This is a genomic window from Acinetobacter sp. V116_7, from assembly GCF_056735735.1.
The window spans coordinates 228,328-245,617 of the sequence record NZ_JBWZIF010000026.1 but is presented as its reverse complement, the minus strand read 5'-3'; the positions used below and the strand labels follow the sequence as shown (position 1 = coordinate 245,617).

At 40.7% G+C, this 17,290-nt stretch carries 14 protein-coding genes, 2 tRNA genes and 1 riboswitch; of the genes, 6 read left to right on the top strand and 10 right to left on the bottom strand.

What is annotated here, in order from left to right; all coding sequences use genetic code 11:
- Positions 1 to 59: 59 nt before the first annotated feature.
- Positions 60 to 470, top strand: coding sequence for a GFA family protein (locus tag AC1PJP_RS12275; protein ID WP_061874206.1), 411 nt, complete (start codon positions 60 to 62; stop codon positions 468 to 470).
- A 45-nt stretch (positions 471 to 515) separates the two neighbouring features.
- A riboswitch (Fluoride riboswitch) is annotated at positions 516 to 582 on the top strand.
- A 126-nt stretch (positions 583 to 708) separates the two neighbouring features.
- Complete coding sequence (crcB, locus tag AC1PJP_RS12270; protein ID WP_057105397.1) at positions 709 to 1,089, top strand: fluoride efflux transporter CrcB; 381 nt, start codon at positions 709 to 711, stop codon at positions 1,087 to 1,089.
- 432 nt (positions 1,090 to 1,521) lie between these two features.
- Here crcB and AC1PJP_RS12265 read toward each other — a convergent pair whose 3' ends face one another.
- From AC1PJP_RS12265 to AC1PJP_RS12255, 3 genes are all read right to left on the bottom strand, one after another.
- Positions 1,522 to 1,857 (bottom strand): HopJ type III effector protein, encoded by a 336-nt coding sequence (locus AC1PJP_RS12265; RefSeq protein WP_004794912.1) that lies wholly within the window; start codon positions 1,855 to 1,857, stop codon positions 1,522 to 1,524.
- Positions 1,858 to 2,108: 251 nt separating this feature from the next.
- Positions 2,109 to 2,363: a type B 50S ribosomal protein L31 gene (locus tag AC1PJP_RS12260; RefSeq protein ID WP_479767039.1), complete on the bottom strand. Its 255-nt coding sequence runs from the start codon at positions 2,361 to 2,363 to the stop codon at positions 2,109 to 2,111.
- Between the two features lie 101 nt (positions 2,364 to 2,464).
- Positions 2,465 to 3,763 (bottom strand): ABC1 kinase family protein, encoded by a 1,299-nt coding sequence (locus AC1PJP_RS12255; RefSeq protein ID WP_151747386.1) that lies wholly within the window; start codon positions 3,761 to 3,763, stop codon positions 2,465 to 2,467.
- Between the two features lie 256 nt (positions 3,764 to 4,019).
- Here AC1PJP_RS12255 and AC1PJP_RS12250 point away from each other — a divergent pair, with 256 nt between their 5' ends.
- On the top strand, positions 4,020 to 5,267 hold the full coding sequence (locus AC1PJP_RS12250) for an SfnB family sulfur acquisition oxidoreductase (protein WP_479767038.1): 1,248 nt from the start codon (positions 4,020 to 4,022) through the stop codon (positions 5,265 to 5,267).
- 32 nt (positions 5,268 to 5,299) lie between these two features.
- The gene (locus AC1PJP_RS12245) at positions 5,300 to 6,550 is read left to right on the top strand and encodes an acyl-CoA dehydrogenase family protein (RefSeq protein WP_005301987.1); all 1,251 of its coding nucleotides are present in this window, start codon (positions 5,300 to 5,302) and stop codon (positions 6,548 to 6,550) included.
- 33 nt (positions 6,551 to 6,583) lie between these two features.
- Here AC1PJP_RS12245 and abeM read toward each other — a convergent pair whose 3' ends face one another.
- Entirely contained in the window at positions 6,584 to 7,930 is a 1,347-nt protein-coding gene (gene abeM / locus AC1PJP_RS12240) for a multidrug efflux MATE transporter AbeM (protein WP_215903528.1), read from the bottom strand.
- A gap of 33 nt (positions 7,931 to 7,963) precedes the next feature.
- On the bottom strand, positions 7,964 to 8,425 hold the full coding sequence (locus AC1PJP_RS12235) for a DMT family transporter (RefSeq protein WP_004794898.1): 462 nt from the start codon (positions 8,423 to 8,425) through the stop codon (positions 7,964 to 7,966).
- A 116-nt stretch (positions 8,426 to 8,541) separates the two neighbouring features.
- On the opposite strand from AC1PJP_RS12235, the gene hemW reads away from it, so the two are divergent.
- Entirely contained in the window at positions 8,542 to 9,696 is a 1,155-nt protein-coding gene (hemW, locus tag AC1PJP_RS12230; protein ID WP_250374830.1) for a radical SAM family heme chaperone HemW, read from the top strand.
- A gap of 45 nt (positions 9,697 to 9,741) precedes the next feature.
- On the opposite strand, the gene AC1PJP_RS12225 is transcribed toward hemW, so the two are convergent.
- The gene (locus AC1PJP_RS12225) at positions 9,742 to 10,497 is read right to left on the bottom strand and encodes an SDR family oxidoreductase (protein ID WP_416716343.1); all 756 of its coding nucleotides are present in this window, start codon (positions 10,495 to 10,497) and stop codon (positions 9,742 to 9,744) included.
- A gap of 113 nt (positions 10,498 to 10,610) precedes the next feature.
- Between AC1PJP_RS12225 and AC1PJP_RS12220 the strand changes: the two genes are divergently transcribed.
- Complete coding sequence (locus tag AC1PJP_RS12220) at positions 10,611 to 11,507, top strand: LysR family transcriptional regulator (protein WP_479767037.1); 897 nt, start codon at positions 10,611 to 10,613, stop codon at positions 11,505 to 11,507.
- A 64-nt stretch (positions 11,508 to 11,571) separates the two neighbouring features.
- Here the strand turns inward: AC1PJP_RS12220 and AC1PJP_RS12215 are convergent.
- The 4 genes from AC1PJP_RS12215 to AC1PJP_RS12200 all read right to left on the bottom strand — a co-directional run bounded on the left by AC1PJP_RS12215 (position 11,572) and on the right by AC1PJP_RS12200 (position 17,252).
- Positions 11,572 to 11,647, bottom strand: a tRNA-Lys gene (locus tag AC1PJP_RS12215).
- A gap of 22 nt (positions 11,648 to 11,669) precedes the next feature.
- Positions 11,670 to 11,745, bottom strand: a tRNA-Lys gene (locus AC1PJP_RS12210).
- Between the two features lie 120 nt (positions 11,746 to 11,865).
- Positions 11,866 to 13,707: a long-chain-acyl-CoA synthetase gene (locus AC1PJP_RS12205; protein ID WP_479767036.1), complete on the bottom strand. Its 1,842-nt coding sequence runs from the start codon at positions 13,705 to 13,707 to the stop codon at positions 11,866 to 11,868.
- A gap of 191 nt (positions 13,708 to 13,898) precedes the next feature.
- Positions 13,899 to 17,252, bottom strand: coding sequence for an Rne/Rng family ribonuclease (locus tag AC1PJP_RS12200; protein ID WP_479767035.1), 3,354 nt, complete (start codon positions 17,250 to 17,252; stop codon positions 13,899 to 13,901).
- Positions 17,253 to 17,290 lie beyond the last annotated feature (38 nt).

Here is a 17,290-nt window from a genome sequence, read left to right as displayed (position 1 = left end):
TTTTGATATGTGAAAAGTGTTATTTTTGAGCGATCAATAATAATAGGATTTACGAGAACATGTCTCAAGCATCACCAGTCTATCAAGGAAGTTGTTTGTGCCAAGGTATTCGCTATGAAATTAAAGGCGATATCGGGGATATCATTCAATGCCATTGTCAACGCTGCCGGAAATCCAATGGAACAGCATTTGCCACGAATGCTCCTGTTAAAAGTACAGATTTTAAAATTACCCAAGGTGAAGACTTAGTCAAAAAATTCGCTGTGGAAGGTGTGTACCGCTGGTTCTGTAGCGAATGTGGTTCACCGCTTATTAGCTCGCGTGATGCCCAGCCTGAACTGTATCGTGTAAGAATTGGGACACTCGATACACCATTAGAGCAAAAACCGACAATGCATATTTTTGCTGCCTCTAAGGCAGAGTGGGAATGCATTCGTGACGACTTACCACAATACGATGAACGTCCATGATTTTACAAAGTATGTTTAAATCAAATTCAAGATGATCTAATATACTTAAAACGGGGAGATGGCATTCCTCCCCTGAAAAACCGCCGTATTGGCTAATGATGCCTACGTTACCCTCATGTATTTATATATCGCTGGGTACGTAGGTTATTGCGTACTCTGCTTATTTTTGGAGTACGCCATGTCATATTTTCCTTCATTATTTTTTGCTCTTTTAGCGTCTATCTAAAGGGGTGGTCTTATGTATTATTCTCTACTTTCAATTGCTTTAGGCTCAGTTCTAGGGGCGTGGTTACGTTGGTTTTTAGGTTTAAAACTTAACCCGATTTACCCGCAAATTCCGCTCGGTACTGTCACTGTTAATTTGGTTGGTGGTTTTATTATTGGTTTTGCGATTGCCTACTTTTCTCAAAGTGATTTAAGCCCGAACTATAAGCTCTTTGTGATTACGGGTTTTTGTGGGGCTTTAACTACGTTTTCAACGTTCTCGATTGAGATTGTAACTTTATTGCAAAGTGGTAAGTTGGGAATGGCTATGTTGGGAATTTCCATTCATTTAATTGGATCGTTAATTTTTACATGTTTGGGGTTGGCGACTTATTATTGGGTAGCAGGGCATTGAGTATTTGTTCTGGCTGAAATGTTTACTGCGGAGTCTTTTCAATAAAGTTTTATGTCTGGATTAGCCGTCGGCTCGACCTGAGAAGCGCGGCTTCGCAAGGGTTTTTGCAAAAGTAGGCAAAACCATTTTCATCAACAGAACCTGTTATCTGTTTACAATTATCCAATATGTCGCAAAAACATTATATAGCTGATTTGAGTCAGGCTGTTGATGACTTACCGAGTATCGAATATAAGAGTTAATCAAATAATTTAATTAATAATTAATCATTTACTATCGTGACAGACGGCAGGGATGCCGTCGTTTCGCTGTGCTACATGGATGTAGCATCAGCGGAACAAAGGGTTTTGTCACTTTTGCCCTCAAAAGTGAGGCATTGCCTATTAACAGGCTTTAGAAAATCTCATAATTTGAGGCTGTGCTAAAAAATGATTAAGCTTTTTCAGCCAAAGCCTGACCTTCAAACTTCACACCATCCCAACCATTTTGCATAAACTGACGAATATTTTGATGGTCAGTGCCCTCAGGTGTAGCCAATACAGAGGCGTAGTGTTCTGCAAATAAACTTAAAGTTTGTGCTTGGTCTAAACCTTGTAACTTGGCAAAAGAGAAAACTTTTGCACTGCCTTGATTTTCAGTCGCAGCATTATGCTGTGCGCCATTTTGAAAAGCTGTTGGAGTATGTTGGTAACGTGCTTCAATATGAGCTAAAACGTCTGAAAATTTTGCTGTGCCTGCTTGTAATTGTGCAAGTAACTCTTGTGCCATTATCTTAAACTTCCTATTAAATGAGGGTTCAAGCATAGCATCGAATAGCAACTTTGAAAGCTCGGTGAATGCAAAAAAATGATGAGTTGTGGGAAAAATAAGAAGAGTTTTTATACAAGTTGTGGATAAGTTTTCTTTTATACACAACATAAAAATATCGAAAAAATACACATAAAAAAAGAAGCCTAAGTGGAGGAGATAGTCTTAGGCTTCCAATGATTTAAGTGTATTGATCAAATCTTAACGTAAGATTAACTCTTACGATTAAAGCGAGCGAAGCGTTTATTAAAGGTTGCAACGCGGCCTTCGTTACTTGCTTGACGTACTTCACCTGTGTAGAAAGGGTGAGATGCACTTGAAATATCAAGGGTTACATAAGGATAGACTTTTCCTTGATATTCTTTGATTTGTTTAGACTGAAGAGTACTACCAATTAAAAAGTACACGTCTGCATTGGTGTCATGAAATAACACTTGTTGATAAGCAGGATGAATATCTTTACGCATGAGAGATTGTCCTAAATTATTTTTGATTAAAGAAATGTTATAACATAACAATTAAAAAGTCAATGTAACCCCTAGAAGGCTACATTAATCAGTAAATTAAGTTAGTTAGAAGGCGGGACAAGCTCTTCAAATAGTCCATTCAAATTGTCATGAACTTTTAAGTGAATGAGGTTCCAGTAGTGTCCTGAAATGGTCCTGTTGACCATCAAAGTGTCTGGTGAAGGCTTAAAGACATCCCAGTACTTCAAAGATTTTTTCACAAGCAGCATGCCATCATGATGTGATGAGTTCTCGGCAAAATCATAAGTGGTGGTAAGCGGACGCAATAACACTTCAATCCAGAGTTTATATAGATCGCTCGGGAATTTGCCTTTTTCGGCTAGTGAATGTAGTTCAAGTAACTCAGTTTCAATAAGGTCAATATCTTCATGACGAGCTGCATTTACTAAACGCTTAAAGCTATACACAATTTCATTTGAAAGTGTTTTAACACTGCCATAGTCATAAATAATGACACTGCCGTCTTGGCGGAAGGCAAAGTTACCTGGGTGAGGGTCACAGTGAAAACGTTTTAAAAAGAACATTTCCTGACCTAAAGCACGAATCAAACGACGTCCAATCGTATTTCGAATTTCAATAGGCCAAGCGCTGGCAGTTTCAATGCTGTCACCTTGTTCGAGGCTCAAGGTTAAAATACGTCTTGAAGAGTAATCTTTATAAACAGTAGGGATGATAATTTTGTCATCTAACTGGCTATGAAATGTTTTAAAAACTTCAAGGTTTTGAGCTTCGATTTCATAGTTAAGTTCTGCTGAAAGACTATCCTGAATTTCTGTAAAAAGCTGATCTTGTAGCTTTTTATCAATTTTAAGTACGCCCATTAAACGAAGGGCTAAACGCACTTGTTTTAAGTCACTTTCACAGGCCTCATCAACACCAGGATATTGAACTTTCACTACAACTTGTTCACCACTAGGTAGGGTAGCTTTGTGAACTTGGCCAATTGAAGCAGCTGCAAAAGGTTCTTGGTCAAAAGATTTAAAGGCAACATTGAGCGGTTTTCCAAGCTCACGTTCAACTTGTTGCTGAATGGCAGCAAAAGGCATGGCTGGGGCTTGGCGTTGTAACTTTGAAATTGCTTTGGCGACTTCGGGTGGGAAAATATCTTTATATTGAGATGCAATTTGGCCGACTTTCATGACGGCACCTTTCATTTCACCTAAGGTATCGGCAATTTGTAAACCAATATCCTGAAATAACTTGGTTTTTGAAGCCAGCTTTTGCTCTTCATCTGCGGTCAAGTTTCGAATCGAGTTAGAAACGGTTTTCGTTGCAATGCTCGCGGTCATTCCTGCAAGTTTCATAAATCGTTTGCCGGGTGAACTTGCATTCTTTGCCATATCTTCGATACCTCATTGACTACAACATAATATTGCCTAGTTTTGATCATAGGTGACAAAGCTTAAAAAGCCTATATGAAATTGTTTATCTCATGTAAGAAAATTTTCGAAAAACAAAATGTTATTTTTATAGTAAAAAATATGAAAAGCTTGTGAAAATCCATTTCATAAACAAAGCTTTAATATATATAAAGTGTCTGTTTTTTTGGTGCTAATGTGAATGGCAGGTTAAATAAAAATAGAGATAACAAAAGTTATGACAAGTTTAAGTTCAGCCCATGGGCGGTCTCAGGCGGTTCCTTTATCTGTGTTTGAGCAGTCAAAAGATGCGCATATTATTCGTTCTGATGAAGAAGCAATTGAGGTTGCCAAACAACTTGCGCAAGAGTTCGCACACGAAGCATCCGATCGAGACAAGGAGCGCCGTTTACCCCTAAATGAAATTCAACAGTTCTCACAAAGCGGTTTATGGGCCATTACGGTTCCTAAGCAATTTGGTGGCGCACAAGTCAAATATCGAACCTTGGCTGAGGTCATCAAAACAATTGCGAGTGTTGATCCATCTCTTGCACAGCTTCCCCAAAATCACTTGGCTTTTATTGAACATTTACGTCTTGATGCAGGCCCAGAACAAAAACAGTTCTTCTTTAACTTAGTGTTGAGAGGGATTCGTTTTGGCAATGCATTTTCGGAAAAACATAGCAAAACGGTTGCTGATCTCACTACCACATTAAAAAAGACTGAGCACGGTTATGAAATTAATGGGAAGAAATTTTTTGCAACAGGCGCATTGCTTGCACATTGGGTTCCAATTGTTGCTGTAAATGAACAAGGGCAGCCTTATGCGGCGCTAGTTCCTCGGGAAACTTCTGGGGTCAATATTATTAATGACTGGTCTGGTTTTGGGCAACGAACCACGGCCAGTGGGACCGTTGAACTTAATCAAGTTCCAGTACGTGAAGAATATCTAATTCCGATTTATCAGGCTTTCGAACGTCCTACACCGGCAGGTGCAATTTCACAATTTATTCAAGCTGCTGTCGACGCTGGTATTGCACGTGGCGCCATTGAAGAAACAATTCACTATGTCAAAAATCATAGTCGTGCATGGGTCGATTCAGGTTTGGAAAAAGCGAGCGATGATCCCTATACGATTGCAAACATTGGTGATTTAAAAATAAAACTGCGTGCAGCAGAGGCGGTATTAGATTTAGCAGGAGATGCGATCGATCAAGCGATTACCGACACGACAGAAGAACATGTAAATCAAGCAACATTACTGGTTGCTGAAGCAAAAGTACTCACTACAGAAATTGCGATTTTAGCAGCGAATAAGCTTTTTGAGTTGTCTGGAACACGTTCTACTTTGTCAGAACTTAATCTGGACCGCCATTGGCGTAATGCGCGTACTCATACCTTGCATGATCCAGTGCGTTGGAAATATCACATTGTCGGTAATTATTACCTCAATGGCATCCATCCACCTCGTCATGCATGGAGCTAAAGTGAATAAAAAATAAGATTAGGAGAATAAAGATGACAATTACCCAAATTGAATTAGAAGAGCTATCGGTAGGCGCCGATTATGAAAAAGTGGCAAGTAGATTTCGTCCAGTTTTTGAAAAAATTGCCCAAGGTGCAATTCAACGGGAAAAAGAACGAATCTTGCCTTTTGAACCTATTCAGTGGTTAAAAGAACTCAAATTAGGTGCGGTACGTGTTCCGGTTAAATATGGTGGAGATGGGGTGTCATTGCCGCAACTTTTCCAGCTTCTAGCAGAATTGGCGCAAGCAGACTCGAATATTGTGCAAGCATTGCGTGGACACTTTGCTTTTGTTGAAGACCGTTTGGTTGCGCATAAAGAGCATTCGCAGGAAGTCTGGTTTCAGCGTTTTGTACAAGGTGATTTAGTTGGAAACGCATGGACCGAAGTTGGAAATGTACAGATTGGTGATGTCGTTACCCGAGTAACCAAAGATGCTTCGGGTAACTTGGTGGTTAATGGTGAAAAGTACTATTCAACAGGAAGTATTTTTGCTGACTGGATCGATTTATTTGCTTACGATGAAGTGAATGACCGTCATGTGATTGCTGCTATTTATCGTCATGAAACAGGGGTTAGTGTGATTGATGATTGGGATGGCTTTGGTCAAAAGACAACGGGCAGTGGTACTTTAAAAGTGCATCAGGTTCATTTACCAGCTTCGCACCTTATTCCATTTGACCAGCGTTTTAAATATCAGACCGCTTTTTATCAGGTTGTCCACCTTGCAACGCTAACAGGGATTGCACATGCTGCGGTCGAAACTTTTAGCCAAGAAATACGTGAGCGAAAGCGTATTTTTAGTCATGGTAATGGTGACCTTGTTCGTCACGACCCACAAGTTTTACAGGTGGTGGGTAAAGCCTCTGCTCAAGCCTATGGAAGTCTAGCAATTACGATTAAAACAGCAGAAGCATTACAAAAGGCTTATGAAAGTCACTTTAGTGAGCTAGAGGTGAAAGAACATCAGTTTAATGTAGATGCTGAGCTTGAGTCAGCGCAAGGGCAGGTGGTGATTTCTAATTTGGTATTGGATTTAACCAGCCAGTTATTTAACGCTTTAGGTGCATCGGCAAGTAGTCAGGTTAAACAGCTCGATCGTTTCTGGCGTAATGCACGAACAGTCTCTTCTCATAATCCACTCATCTATAAAGAAAAGGTGATTGGGGATTGGGAAGTGAACCGTACCGATTTACCCTTTGTCTGGCAAATTGGAGCAAGCCCGCGGGCAAAGTCTGCATAAAATAAAAAAGCCGATGTTTCATCGGCTTTTTTATTAGGTTTGACTTAAACGTTTAGTATTTAAATAAAGCCGTGAGAGTAATAAAACACAAGCAATGCTTAAACCAATAATCAAACCTAGCCACACACCAGCTACGCCCCAATGGGTATAACGCGCTAGATAAAGCCCAATAGGAAAAGCAATCACCCAATACGCCATAAGTGTAATCCACATTGGTGCTTGAGTATCTTGCATACCTCTTAAACAGCCTGCGGCACTTACTTGCAATGCATCCATCAACTGATATGCCATTGCAAACCAGAGTAAATACATCGCAACAGGAGCTACGTTTAAGTCTTGAGTATAAATCGAGATAATTTGTTCACGGCATAGAGCAATAAAAGTCATGGTTAATATGGCAAAAAATATTGCTGTGCTGAGACCAATTTTTTGTACTTGGTACATTGAAGCCCAGTTCTTTTCACCATAATAAGTACCGACACGGATGGTTAAGGCAATGGCTAGTGAAAGCGGAATCATAAACAGCACAGAGGTAACGGAAATTGCGACTTGGTGTGCAGCAATAAATACTTCACCAAGAGGGCTAAGTACCAATGCACCTGTACTAAAAATACTAATCTCAAAGAACACAGCTAAACCGATTGGTAGACCAAGCTGTAAAATTCTTTTAACTAAAGCCATATTAATTTTATCAAATCGGCCAAAAATAGACGTGTTTTGATAAGCCGAAGCTTTATAAATATAGCCTGCTAATGTAATTAACATGAGCCATTGTAAAATGGAGGTTGCAAAACCACAGCCAGCGCTACCTAATGCAGGTATTGGCCCTAATCCATGCATAAAGATCATGTTAAGAGGAACCAATACAACTAAAGCTAATAGGCTAATAGCTGTGACGGGGCGTGGATGGCCTAATGCTTCTGAATAGCCACGTAGCGCTGCGTACATGGTCACAGCTGGCATACCTAAACCAATTGCATGTAAGAACAAGCTTGCTTTAGGTCGTAAGCTCTCTGGTACGCCGAACACATGCAAGAAAAACGGCATAAGCTGCAAAATGAGCATTGCCAGTACACCTAAAATGACAGCAACCCACAATGACTGACGAACAACGACAGGGATCTGCTCTGTATTTCTTGCGCCTTTTGCTTCAGCGACCAAAGGTGTTGTTGCAATCATAATGCCGCTGAATAGGAGCATGATTGGAACCCATAAACCGACCCCTACAGCAATTGCTGCTAAATCGGTTGCAGATAAATGCCCAGCCATAATAGTGTCAATTAACCCGAATCCTGCTTGAGCAAACTGGGTAATTAAAATTGGTAGCATTAAGTGGAAGAGTTGTTTTAATTCAGCCCGAAAAGATGTGACATTCGACACAAAAGGTACTCTTTTTAAATATAAAAAATGAAGCTAACGCTGCAAAGTGAGTACCACACCGACAAAGATGATGACTCCACCAAGAAACCGTTGCCATGTAACAGGTGTCTTTTCTGTGCCCAACCAACCAAAATGATCAAGTAACATAGAAATAACGATTTGCCCAAAAACGACTAGCCCTGTAAAGGTTAAAAAACCAAGCTTAGGTGCAGTATAAATGCTCATGCTGATTGCATAAACCCCAAGAAATCCTCCAGTCCAAAGAAGCCATGGAATATTTGATATTTCACTTAAAGAGGGCTTCTCGGCACTTTGAAAGAAAACCATAATGGCTAAAACAATAGTACCTATGAAAAATGATAATAAAGCTGCTTGTAAGGGTGAGTGTAGTTGCTCGCGCAGTTGAGCATTAATTGCTGTCTGAAAAGCCATGGCAACACCGATTCCCATAGCTAAGGGTAAGATCAGGAAAAGTTGACTAGAGAATTTCATCATTTTTATCAGTATTTAAGAATGTTTAAATTTAGTCTAAAGCAATTAAGGTATGTTTTCATAAGCCCATTGATGCAGTCATGTTAAAATAGAAATATTGTGTAAATTGGACCTGCTCCTTGGCCGTATTAAACCCTGCTTCTATTCCTCTATCTTTATATATCCATATGCCGTGGTGCGTGCGTAAATGCCCATATTGTGACTTTAACTCGCATGCCGTACCAGACGGAGCACTTTCGTCAGAACTTGAGCAAACCTATTTAAAAGCATTGGTGGCCGACTTTGAAACTCAACTAGAGATGGCACAGGGACGTCCAATTCATAGTGTGTTTATTGGTGGTGGAACCCCTTCACTGATTTCGGCACAGGGTTATGTATGGTTATTTGCAGAGCTTAAGTCATTGCTTAAGTTTGAAGATGGCTGTGAAATTACCTTAGAGGCAAATCCGGGAACGGTAGAGCATGACCCATTTGCAGGATATTTAGAGGCTGGCATTAATCGCTTATCGATAGGTGTTCAGAGCTTTGATACTGATCATTTGCAAAAGCTTGGACGTATTCATTCTGCAAACAATGCAATTGAAGCGATTCAACAAGCAAAGCAGGCTGGCTTTAAGCGAGTGAATGTAGACTTAATGCATGGTTTGCCTGAGCAAACGCTAGCGCAGGCTCTCTATGATCTCAAGCTTGCTGTAGAAAGTGGAGCAACTCATATTAGTTGGTATCAACTCACTATTGAACCGAATACCGTTTTCTTCCGTACTCAACCCGTTTTACCGCAAGATGAAATGCTTGAAGACATTCAAGAGCAGGGTGAGTCATATCTTAAGGCAAATGGCTTTATAAATTATGAAGTTTCGGCATGGCGTAAAGAGCTGCCTTCAGCACATAATTTGAATTATTGGGAATTTGGTGATTATCTTGCGATTGGGGCAGGTGCACATGGCAAAGTGACACGACCAGATGGTGTGTATCGTTTCCAAAAAACTCGTTTGCCAAAAGACTATTTAGCTAAGGTTCCTGCTGAACATTTGCAAATGAAAAAGATTGAGGCAGAAGAGCTACCTTTTGAATTTATGATGAATGCTTTGCGTCTAAATGATGGGGTAAAAGCTGAGTTATATGAACAGCGTACAGGCTTAAGCTTAGATCATTTAAATGAGGTCCTCACTTCGCTGCGAGCTAGAAAGCTACTGGTAGAGGATAGTTCTCGTTTGGCTTGTACAGAGCAGGGACATATTTTCTTGAATTCGGTACTAGAAGAGTTTTTATAATAAAACAATGTAAAAGCCGCACTATGAGATGCGGCTTTTTTGATTTTAGCGAGTGGTGTAGCCACCATTTGCAAAAATCGTCTGACCAGTAATCCACCAACCATCGGTTACCAAAAAACGAACTAGAGGCTCGATATCTTCAATTTTGGTGAGCCCACCTAAAGCTGAAGCTGATTTATGGTAAGCCACTGCCTCGGCAGATTCCTGCCCATAAAAGAATGGTGTATCCATAGGCCCTGGTGCAACAGCAGTAACAGAAATTTGACGATTACCAAATTCTTTTGATGCAGCACGGGTGTAGTGTTCAACAGGAGCTTTTAAGCCTTCGTAGGTTGAATACAAACCAGTGTAGGCTGCAAGAAGAGAAGTAACGATTGAGCAGATCTTGCCGCCGTCATTTAAATGACGACCCGCAGATTGAATAAAGAAATAGGCAATTTTTGAGTTGATATCGCTCATGCTATCAAACTCTTGTTCTGTGGTGTCTAAAAAGGATTTCTTTAAAACCTTTCCAACTGTATTAATGGCAATATCAATTCCGCCAAAATGCTGCTTAGTGTCTAAGAAGAGTTTTTCAATATTATTAATATCCGTTAGGTCTGCTTGAATTAAAACAGCGTCTACACCGAATGCAGTTACATCTGCGAGCGTCTGTTCTGCATCTGCTTGAGTTTCAGCGCTATTGTAGTGAATTGCAATTTTTGCACCTTGTTCTGCAAATTTACGGCTAATAAGTCCACCTAAGTTTTTTGCACCGCCTGTAATCAGTACAACTTTATCTTTAAGAGTATGAGTTGCCATGATGATTGTTCCTATGATGACTTGTTTTAATGTGTTTTTAGTCTAGATTGGCGGTAATTTTTGATCAATTATGCTAGTTTGGTTTAACTATTCAGAAAATACGAACAATTAAAATGGATCGGTTGCAGCAATTTTTTATTTTTTCAGAAGTCGCTAAACGACAAAGCTTTAGTGAAGTAGCAAATCAGCTTGATTTACCTCGCTCTACAGTGACGAGTGCAATTCAACAATTAGAAACTCACTATGGGGTGCGTTTATTTCATAGAACTACACGCAAGGTGAGCCTTACTCAAGATGGACAAAGAATCTTGCCTGAATGTCAAAATCTATTATTTGACTATGAACAGCTCGAACAACTCATACAAACGCAAAAGCAGCATTACCGCGGCACGCTAAAAATTTCAATGCCCAGCCGAATCGTGCATCAAGTGATTATTCCTGAACTTTCCGATTTTTATAGCCGCTATCCAGACATTCATTTACAGCTCAAGAGTTCTGATGACATGACTGACTTGATCGAGAAGGGAATTGATTGTGTTGTTCGGGTGGGGCAGCTAGATAATAGTAGCTTGATCGCGAAATTCGTCGGTAACTTGATTATGGTGAACTGTGCAAGTCCTCATTATTTAGAACAATACGGTATTCCTGAACAACTAGAAGATCTATCTCAGCACAAACTCATTAATTACGCAGGAGCCGTAGGAGAAAAACAAGGCATATTTTTATATCAAGATGGAACAGTGATGATCGATAGTGCTTTAAGTGTAAATAATACAGAAGCCTATGTTGCTGCAGCTTGTGCTGGGCTAGGGATTATTCAACTTCCATACTACGATGTTCAGGATAAAATAGAGCAAGGAACTCTGGTTGAAGTGTTAAGTGCACATACTGCTCAATCTTTGCCACTCAATATTTTGTATCCGAACCGAAGTTATATTCCTAAACGTTTAGAAATCTTTATGAATTGGGTTAAAGAGATTTTATATAAGAAATGCATCGTCATCTTTTAGTCATGAAACTAAAATAAGATAACAATAAAAAAAAACCTCTCGCAGTGAGAGGCTTTTTAGAATTTGGTGGGTCGTCCGCGACTCGAACGCGGGACCAACGGATTAAAAGTCCGCTGCTCTACCAACTGAGCTAACGACCCAAATAGGTTCAAAACAGATAAGTGGTGGGTCGTCCGCGACTCGAACGCGGGACCAACGGATTAAAAGTCCGCTGCTCTACCAACTGAGCTAACGACCCGTATCGTTTTGATGTCGCGTATTTTAGCAAGTTATTCAACTAACACAAGAGGTAAATCAAAAACATTTGCATGATTGCCTATAAAAAGCACGATTTCCTCTTGTTTAGCTAAAAAATGAACTAAAAACGATATTTATATGCCTGAATGTTGTCAAAAATTTCAGTTGTGACATCACAATAACTGTTTGTACCAGGTAATAAAGCGAGTAAACGTTCAGAAGTTTTGCTTGGATTAAACGAATCTTCCTTCAATTTATTCTTTTGATATTTAAAAGTACCTGTTGTTTCAACTTTGGCTTGCACTCGTAAGAACACGGGTACTGCATAAGCAGGGAGGCATTTTTTAAATATAGTCACCATTTCGGTTAAGTCAAATTCATTTAGCTCAGCGCCATCAGCAAGTGTGATTGCTGCCATACCAGCACGACCATTGGTATTTGGGATTTCTACCCCATAAACCACCGCTTCAGCGATCTTGTCATATTCACAAACCATGTTCTCAACTTCAGTAGTAGATACATTTTCGCCTTTCCAGCGGAAGGTATCGCCTAAGCGGTCAACAAACTGAGCATGGCGGAAACCAATATTACGAACAAGGTCACCTGTGTTGAAATATGAGTCACCTTTTTTAAAGACATCTTTCATAATCACAGATTTATTCTTTTCTGGATCTGTATAGCCGTCAAAAGGTGAGCGGCTGGTAATTTTACCCACTAGCAAACCGATTTGACCTGCTTTAACTTTTTTACACCAACCCTTTTTATCGCGTACAGGTTCATTTTTCTCTTTATCAAACTCAATAATGGCATATGGTGTAGGAGAGAAGCCTACTGTGTTGTCAAAGTTAAAAATATTACTAAACCCGACATTGCCTTCACTTGATGCATAAAGCTCAAGAACCTCTTGGACACCAAAACGTTGTTTGAACTTATCCCAGATGTTTGGACGCATGCCATTACCGATCATTTTGGTTACGCGGTGGGCACGGTCAATTTCTGTAGGAGGGGCATCCATTAAGTAACGGCAAAGCTCTCCTACATAGCCAATTGCAGAGGCATTAAATTTCTGAACATCTTTCCAGAATGCACTGGTTGAATATTTACGTCGAATTGCAAGGGTAGAACTTCCCGCAATCACACCACACCAGCAAACTACGACACCCGTTGCATGGTAAAGCGGTAAAGTTACATACATCACATCATCTGGGCCAAGGTTTAAAATGTGACCGTAGGTGCCATAGGCAAGTGTCCAGCGACTATGTTTGAAAATAACAGCCTTCGGTAAGCCTGTAGTGCCCGAAGTATAAATATAAAACAGGCCATCATTTCCATGAACAGATTGTGTAGTCGATGGGTTGAATTTTGGAAATTGATCAATTTCTATTGCAAGATTGGCATAACCTTGAGGTGCTGTTCCCGCATTTTGACGTGTAGCCTGATCTGCAAACCAATGAAAACGGTCTTTAGGAACATTTAGGTCCTGACGAATTTCATCAATTACAGCTCGAACTTCTTCACCTGCAATGACGGCAATTGGTTTTACAAGATTGATACTATGAGCGAGGACCTTACCTACTTGAGAGGTATTAACAAGCGCAATTGTTACCCCAATTTTAGCTAAACCTACAATCGTGGCAATAAGTTCAGAACGGTTCTCAACCATTACCGCAATCACGTCGCCTTTTTGTGCGCCAAGAGATAGATAATAGTGAGAAATTTGGTTAGCCCATTCGTTTAAAGCTTCATATGAATAACGTTGATCTTCAAATAATAAAGCAATGCCTTGCGGATTTCGCTTAACAGCTTTTTCAAAAGCTACACCTAATCCCGTTGGTGTATTTGCTGTTCTTAAGTAAGCCTGTTTAAGACCATTCAGGATATGGGGTACTTTGGGGATGAAGCTAGGAAGTCTTGTTGCAACATCACCAAGCGTAATGATATCGGTCTGTGTTGTCTGGCTCATATCAATCCTATTTATTTTTCGATCAATCCAAAAAAGGTTGCGTTGGCAAAAGTACAGTGTTTTTCATGGTTCACCATGCTTTTAAAACTTTTCTTCTAGTGCAATCAACCTAATTGGTTAAAAATAACAAAAAAAACCTAGTCATCGAAATGACTAGGTTTGTTTAAATTAGCTGCAATTGAGCAAATGATTTACTCAGCTACAGGATTTGCTTTCTTTGGTGGACGACCACGAGGGCGACGAGGAGGACGACTTGGTTTGTCCTGATCTGCCTTAGAATCGTCTGATTCAACTTCTGTAGTAGCTTCTGTTGGTGCTACAGCCTGTTCTACGGCAGCTTTTGCTCTTGCAGATGCTTTAGGCTGTTTAACAACCGGAGCTTCGACTACAGTTGTCGCTGGTGTTTCTTCTACGCTTGTTTCACTTTGAGCTACTTCTTCAGCCACTTGATCAAGCTCAAGTGGTTGTTGTTTTGACTCAACAGGTGCTTGTGTTTCAGCAGCAGGAGCAACAACCGTTTCTTCAACAGCTGGAGCTACTGGTGCAGCTTCTTCTGGTGCAGCGTGTTGTTGTTTAACTTGCTCAAAAGCTTGTTCAGCAGCAAGTTTTGCTAAACGACGACGCTCACGTGGATCATTAGCAACACGTGGTGTTTGCTCTTTTTGTGGCGTCAATGCAAGTACAGGTGCAGGCTCTGCTTCTTGTGATGGCTTGTTGCTTGGAAGCTCTGCATCACGAGTAACAGGCTTTTTGTCTTCAGCATCAGACACGACTTCTGTTGCTAGCGTACTAGCGTACTGTTCAGCAAACTTCTGCAATGCACGATTGAATGTTGGAACTAGACCAAACTGTTCAATCAATACTGTGCAGTCTTCACCATAAACATGACGAATCAAGCTACCAATCGTATATTGCGCCAACGTTGGAATTTGCGATGGGGCAATAGATGGTACCGCAGCTTTAGCACGTTTCGCGTTGCGTTGTTCACGGCGACGCATACGAGGGTCATTGCTCGCACGTTGAATTTGCGGTTGAGCTTTGTTGTCTGCAGGAGGAGTCGTCGTTTCTTCTGCTTTGGCAGTGACTGCTTCTTCTACAACTGCAACAGGTGCAGGAGCTGGCTCTTGAGCGACTTCAACAACAGGTGCTGTTTCAGTGCGTTCAACAGGTTGCTCTGGAGTCAAAGCAATAATTTCGCTTTGTGCCTGATCAACATTGATTACTAAGGCTGTATTCATGACTTCATGCTTTGGAGCATCAATCAAATCAACCTTAATTTGTTTCTCATCAACAACTACTGGTGCCGCCGGTGCATTTTGATTTTCATTCAATACACTTGGATCGCGGTGGCGATTTGGACGGTTCGGACGTTGTTGATTATTACGGTCACGACGCGACACGGCATTTTCAGTTTGTTGTCCATCATTTTGATGTTGTTGATGTGACTGATCTGGGTGCTGACGTTTTTGTTGACGTTTTAACTCACGTTGTTCTTGACGTGATAACTGTACAACTTCTTCGTGGACCTGTTGTGGTTGTTGCTGTTGTTGTGGCTCTTGAGCATGGTGATGTTGTTCACGTTGCTCTTTGTGCTTACGTTTTTTGTTGTTTGGACGTTGTTGTACTTTATCGTCTTTTTCAACATTTTCACGAACTTCCTGTTTAGCAGGAGACTGTGAAATGTAAGCATTATTAGATGGAGCTGCAACAGTTTCAGCAACTGACGGTACTGCAACTTGTCCAAACTGGCCACGGCTTACAGCGCCAGTATTGACCATTTGTTCAATTGTCGCAGCAGCATTTTGTGCTGAACGAGATTGATCAATAGTTTTAGCTTGTTTTTGAACAAAAAGGTTCTCTAACCATGCAAGAGGGCTTGCTGCTTTTTGAGTGCTTGGCTGAGCAGCAGAAGGTTGAGCTGCTTGATTTGCTTTCTTTTGACCAGCCGCGTTATTTGCAGCAGGTGCTGCATGAGCATGGCCATGATCAGCTTCTTCTAAATGCCATTCAGAAGATTCATAACCTAATTCTTTCTCACTTGAACGAGTTGCTTCAGTACGCTCATAGCTAGATGGTGCAAATCCATCTGGATTGTACTGAATTTCATAGTGAGGTGTTTCTAAGTGTGGGTGAGGTAAAACAGTCACACGAACACCAGAAGTTTGTTCTAAATAAACAAGGCTATGGCGTTTTTCATTGAGTAAGAACGCTGCAATTTCAACGGGAACTTCTACTTGTACTTCACCATGACGTTCACGAAGTGCAATTTCTTCTACTTTACGCATAATTGAAAGCGAAAGTGAACGTAAGTCACGCACCATACCCGTGCCATGACAGCGTGGGCACACATATCCAGTTGCTTCTTCAAGTGATGGGCGTAAGCGTTGACGGCTCATTTCCATTAAGCCAAAACGAGAGAGTTGGCCAAACTGGATACGCGCACGGTCGCTTTGTGTTGCTTCACGAAGTTTTGCTTCAACCATGCGTTGGTTGCGTTCTTTAGTCATATCGATGAAGTCGATAACAACTAAACCGCCAATGTCACGAAGACGAAGTTGGCGAGCAATTTCTTCTGCTGCTTCTAGGTTTGTATTAAGCGCAGTTTCTTCAACGTCATGTCCACGAGTTGATTTCGCAGAGTTAATGTCGATTGAAACTAAAGCTTCAGTCTGGTCAATTACGATTGAACCACCAGAAGGAAGTTTTACTTCACGCTCGTAAGCAGTTTGAATTTGGCTTTCAATACCAAAATGAGCAAACAACGGCTCGTTTAAAGTATACGTTTTAAGTTTGTCTAATTGACGTGGCATAACTGCTTTAACAAAGTTATACGCTTCGTTATAAGCTTGTTCGCTATCAATTAAAATTTCTGCAACGTCATCACGTAAGTAGTCGCGGATGGCACGAGTAACTACGCCAGCTTCTTGATGAACAAGCATTGGAGACGGACCAGAACTTGCAGTGCCTTGGATTTGTGCCCAGAGGTCAAGCAAATGCTGTAAATCTAACTGTAATTCTTCTTGAGTACGGCCAATACCTGCGGTACGCACAATAACACTCATGCCGCGAGGTAAATTTAAAGAAGCTAAAATTTCTTTTAATTCTTCACGTACAGAACCTGAAATTTGACGGCTAATACCACCGCCTTTCGGGTTGTTTGGCATAAGAACCAAATAACGTCCTGCGAGTGAGATGAATGTAGAAAGGGCTGCGCCTTTGTTACCACGTTCTTCTTTTTCAACCTGAACAAGTAATTCAGTACCCTCAGTGATGAGTTCACGAATGTTTGAAGTTTGTCGCGGGTCTGCTTGGAAATAACTATTCGCAATTTCGCGCATAGACAAGAAGCCTTGACGGCCTGCGCCATATTCAACAAACACAGCTTCTAAAGAAGGTTCTACGCGGGTTACATGGCCTTTATAGATATTGGATTTTTTCTGTTCTCGGGTACGATTTTCTAAATCAAAATCGTAAAGACGATTACCAGTGATAAGTGCAACGCGGACTTCTTCTGCGTGAGTTGCATTAATCAACATACGTTTCATGGGTGTGACACCTAATAGTGACCCACACAAACATATCG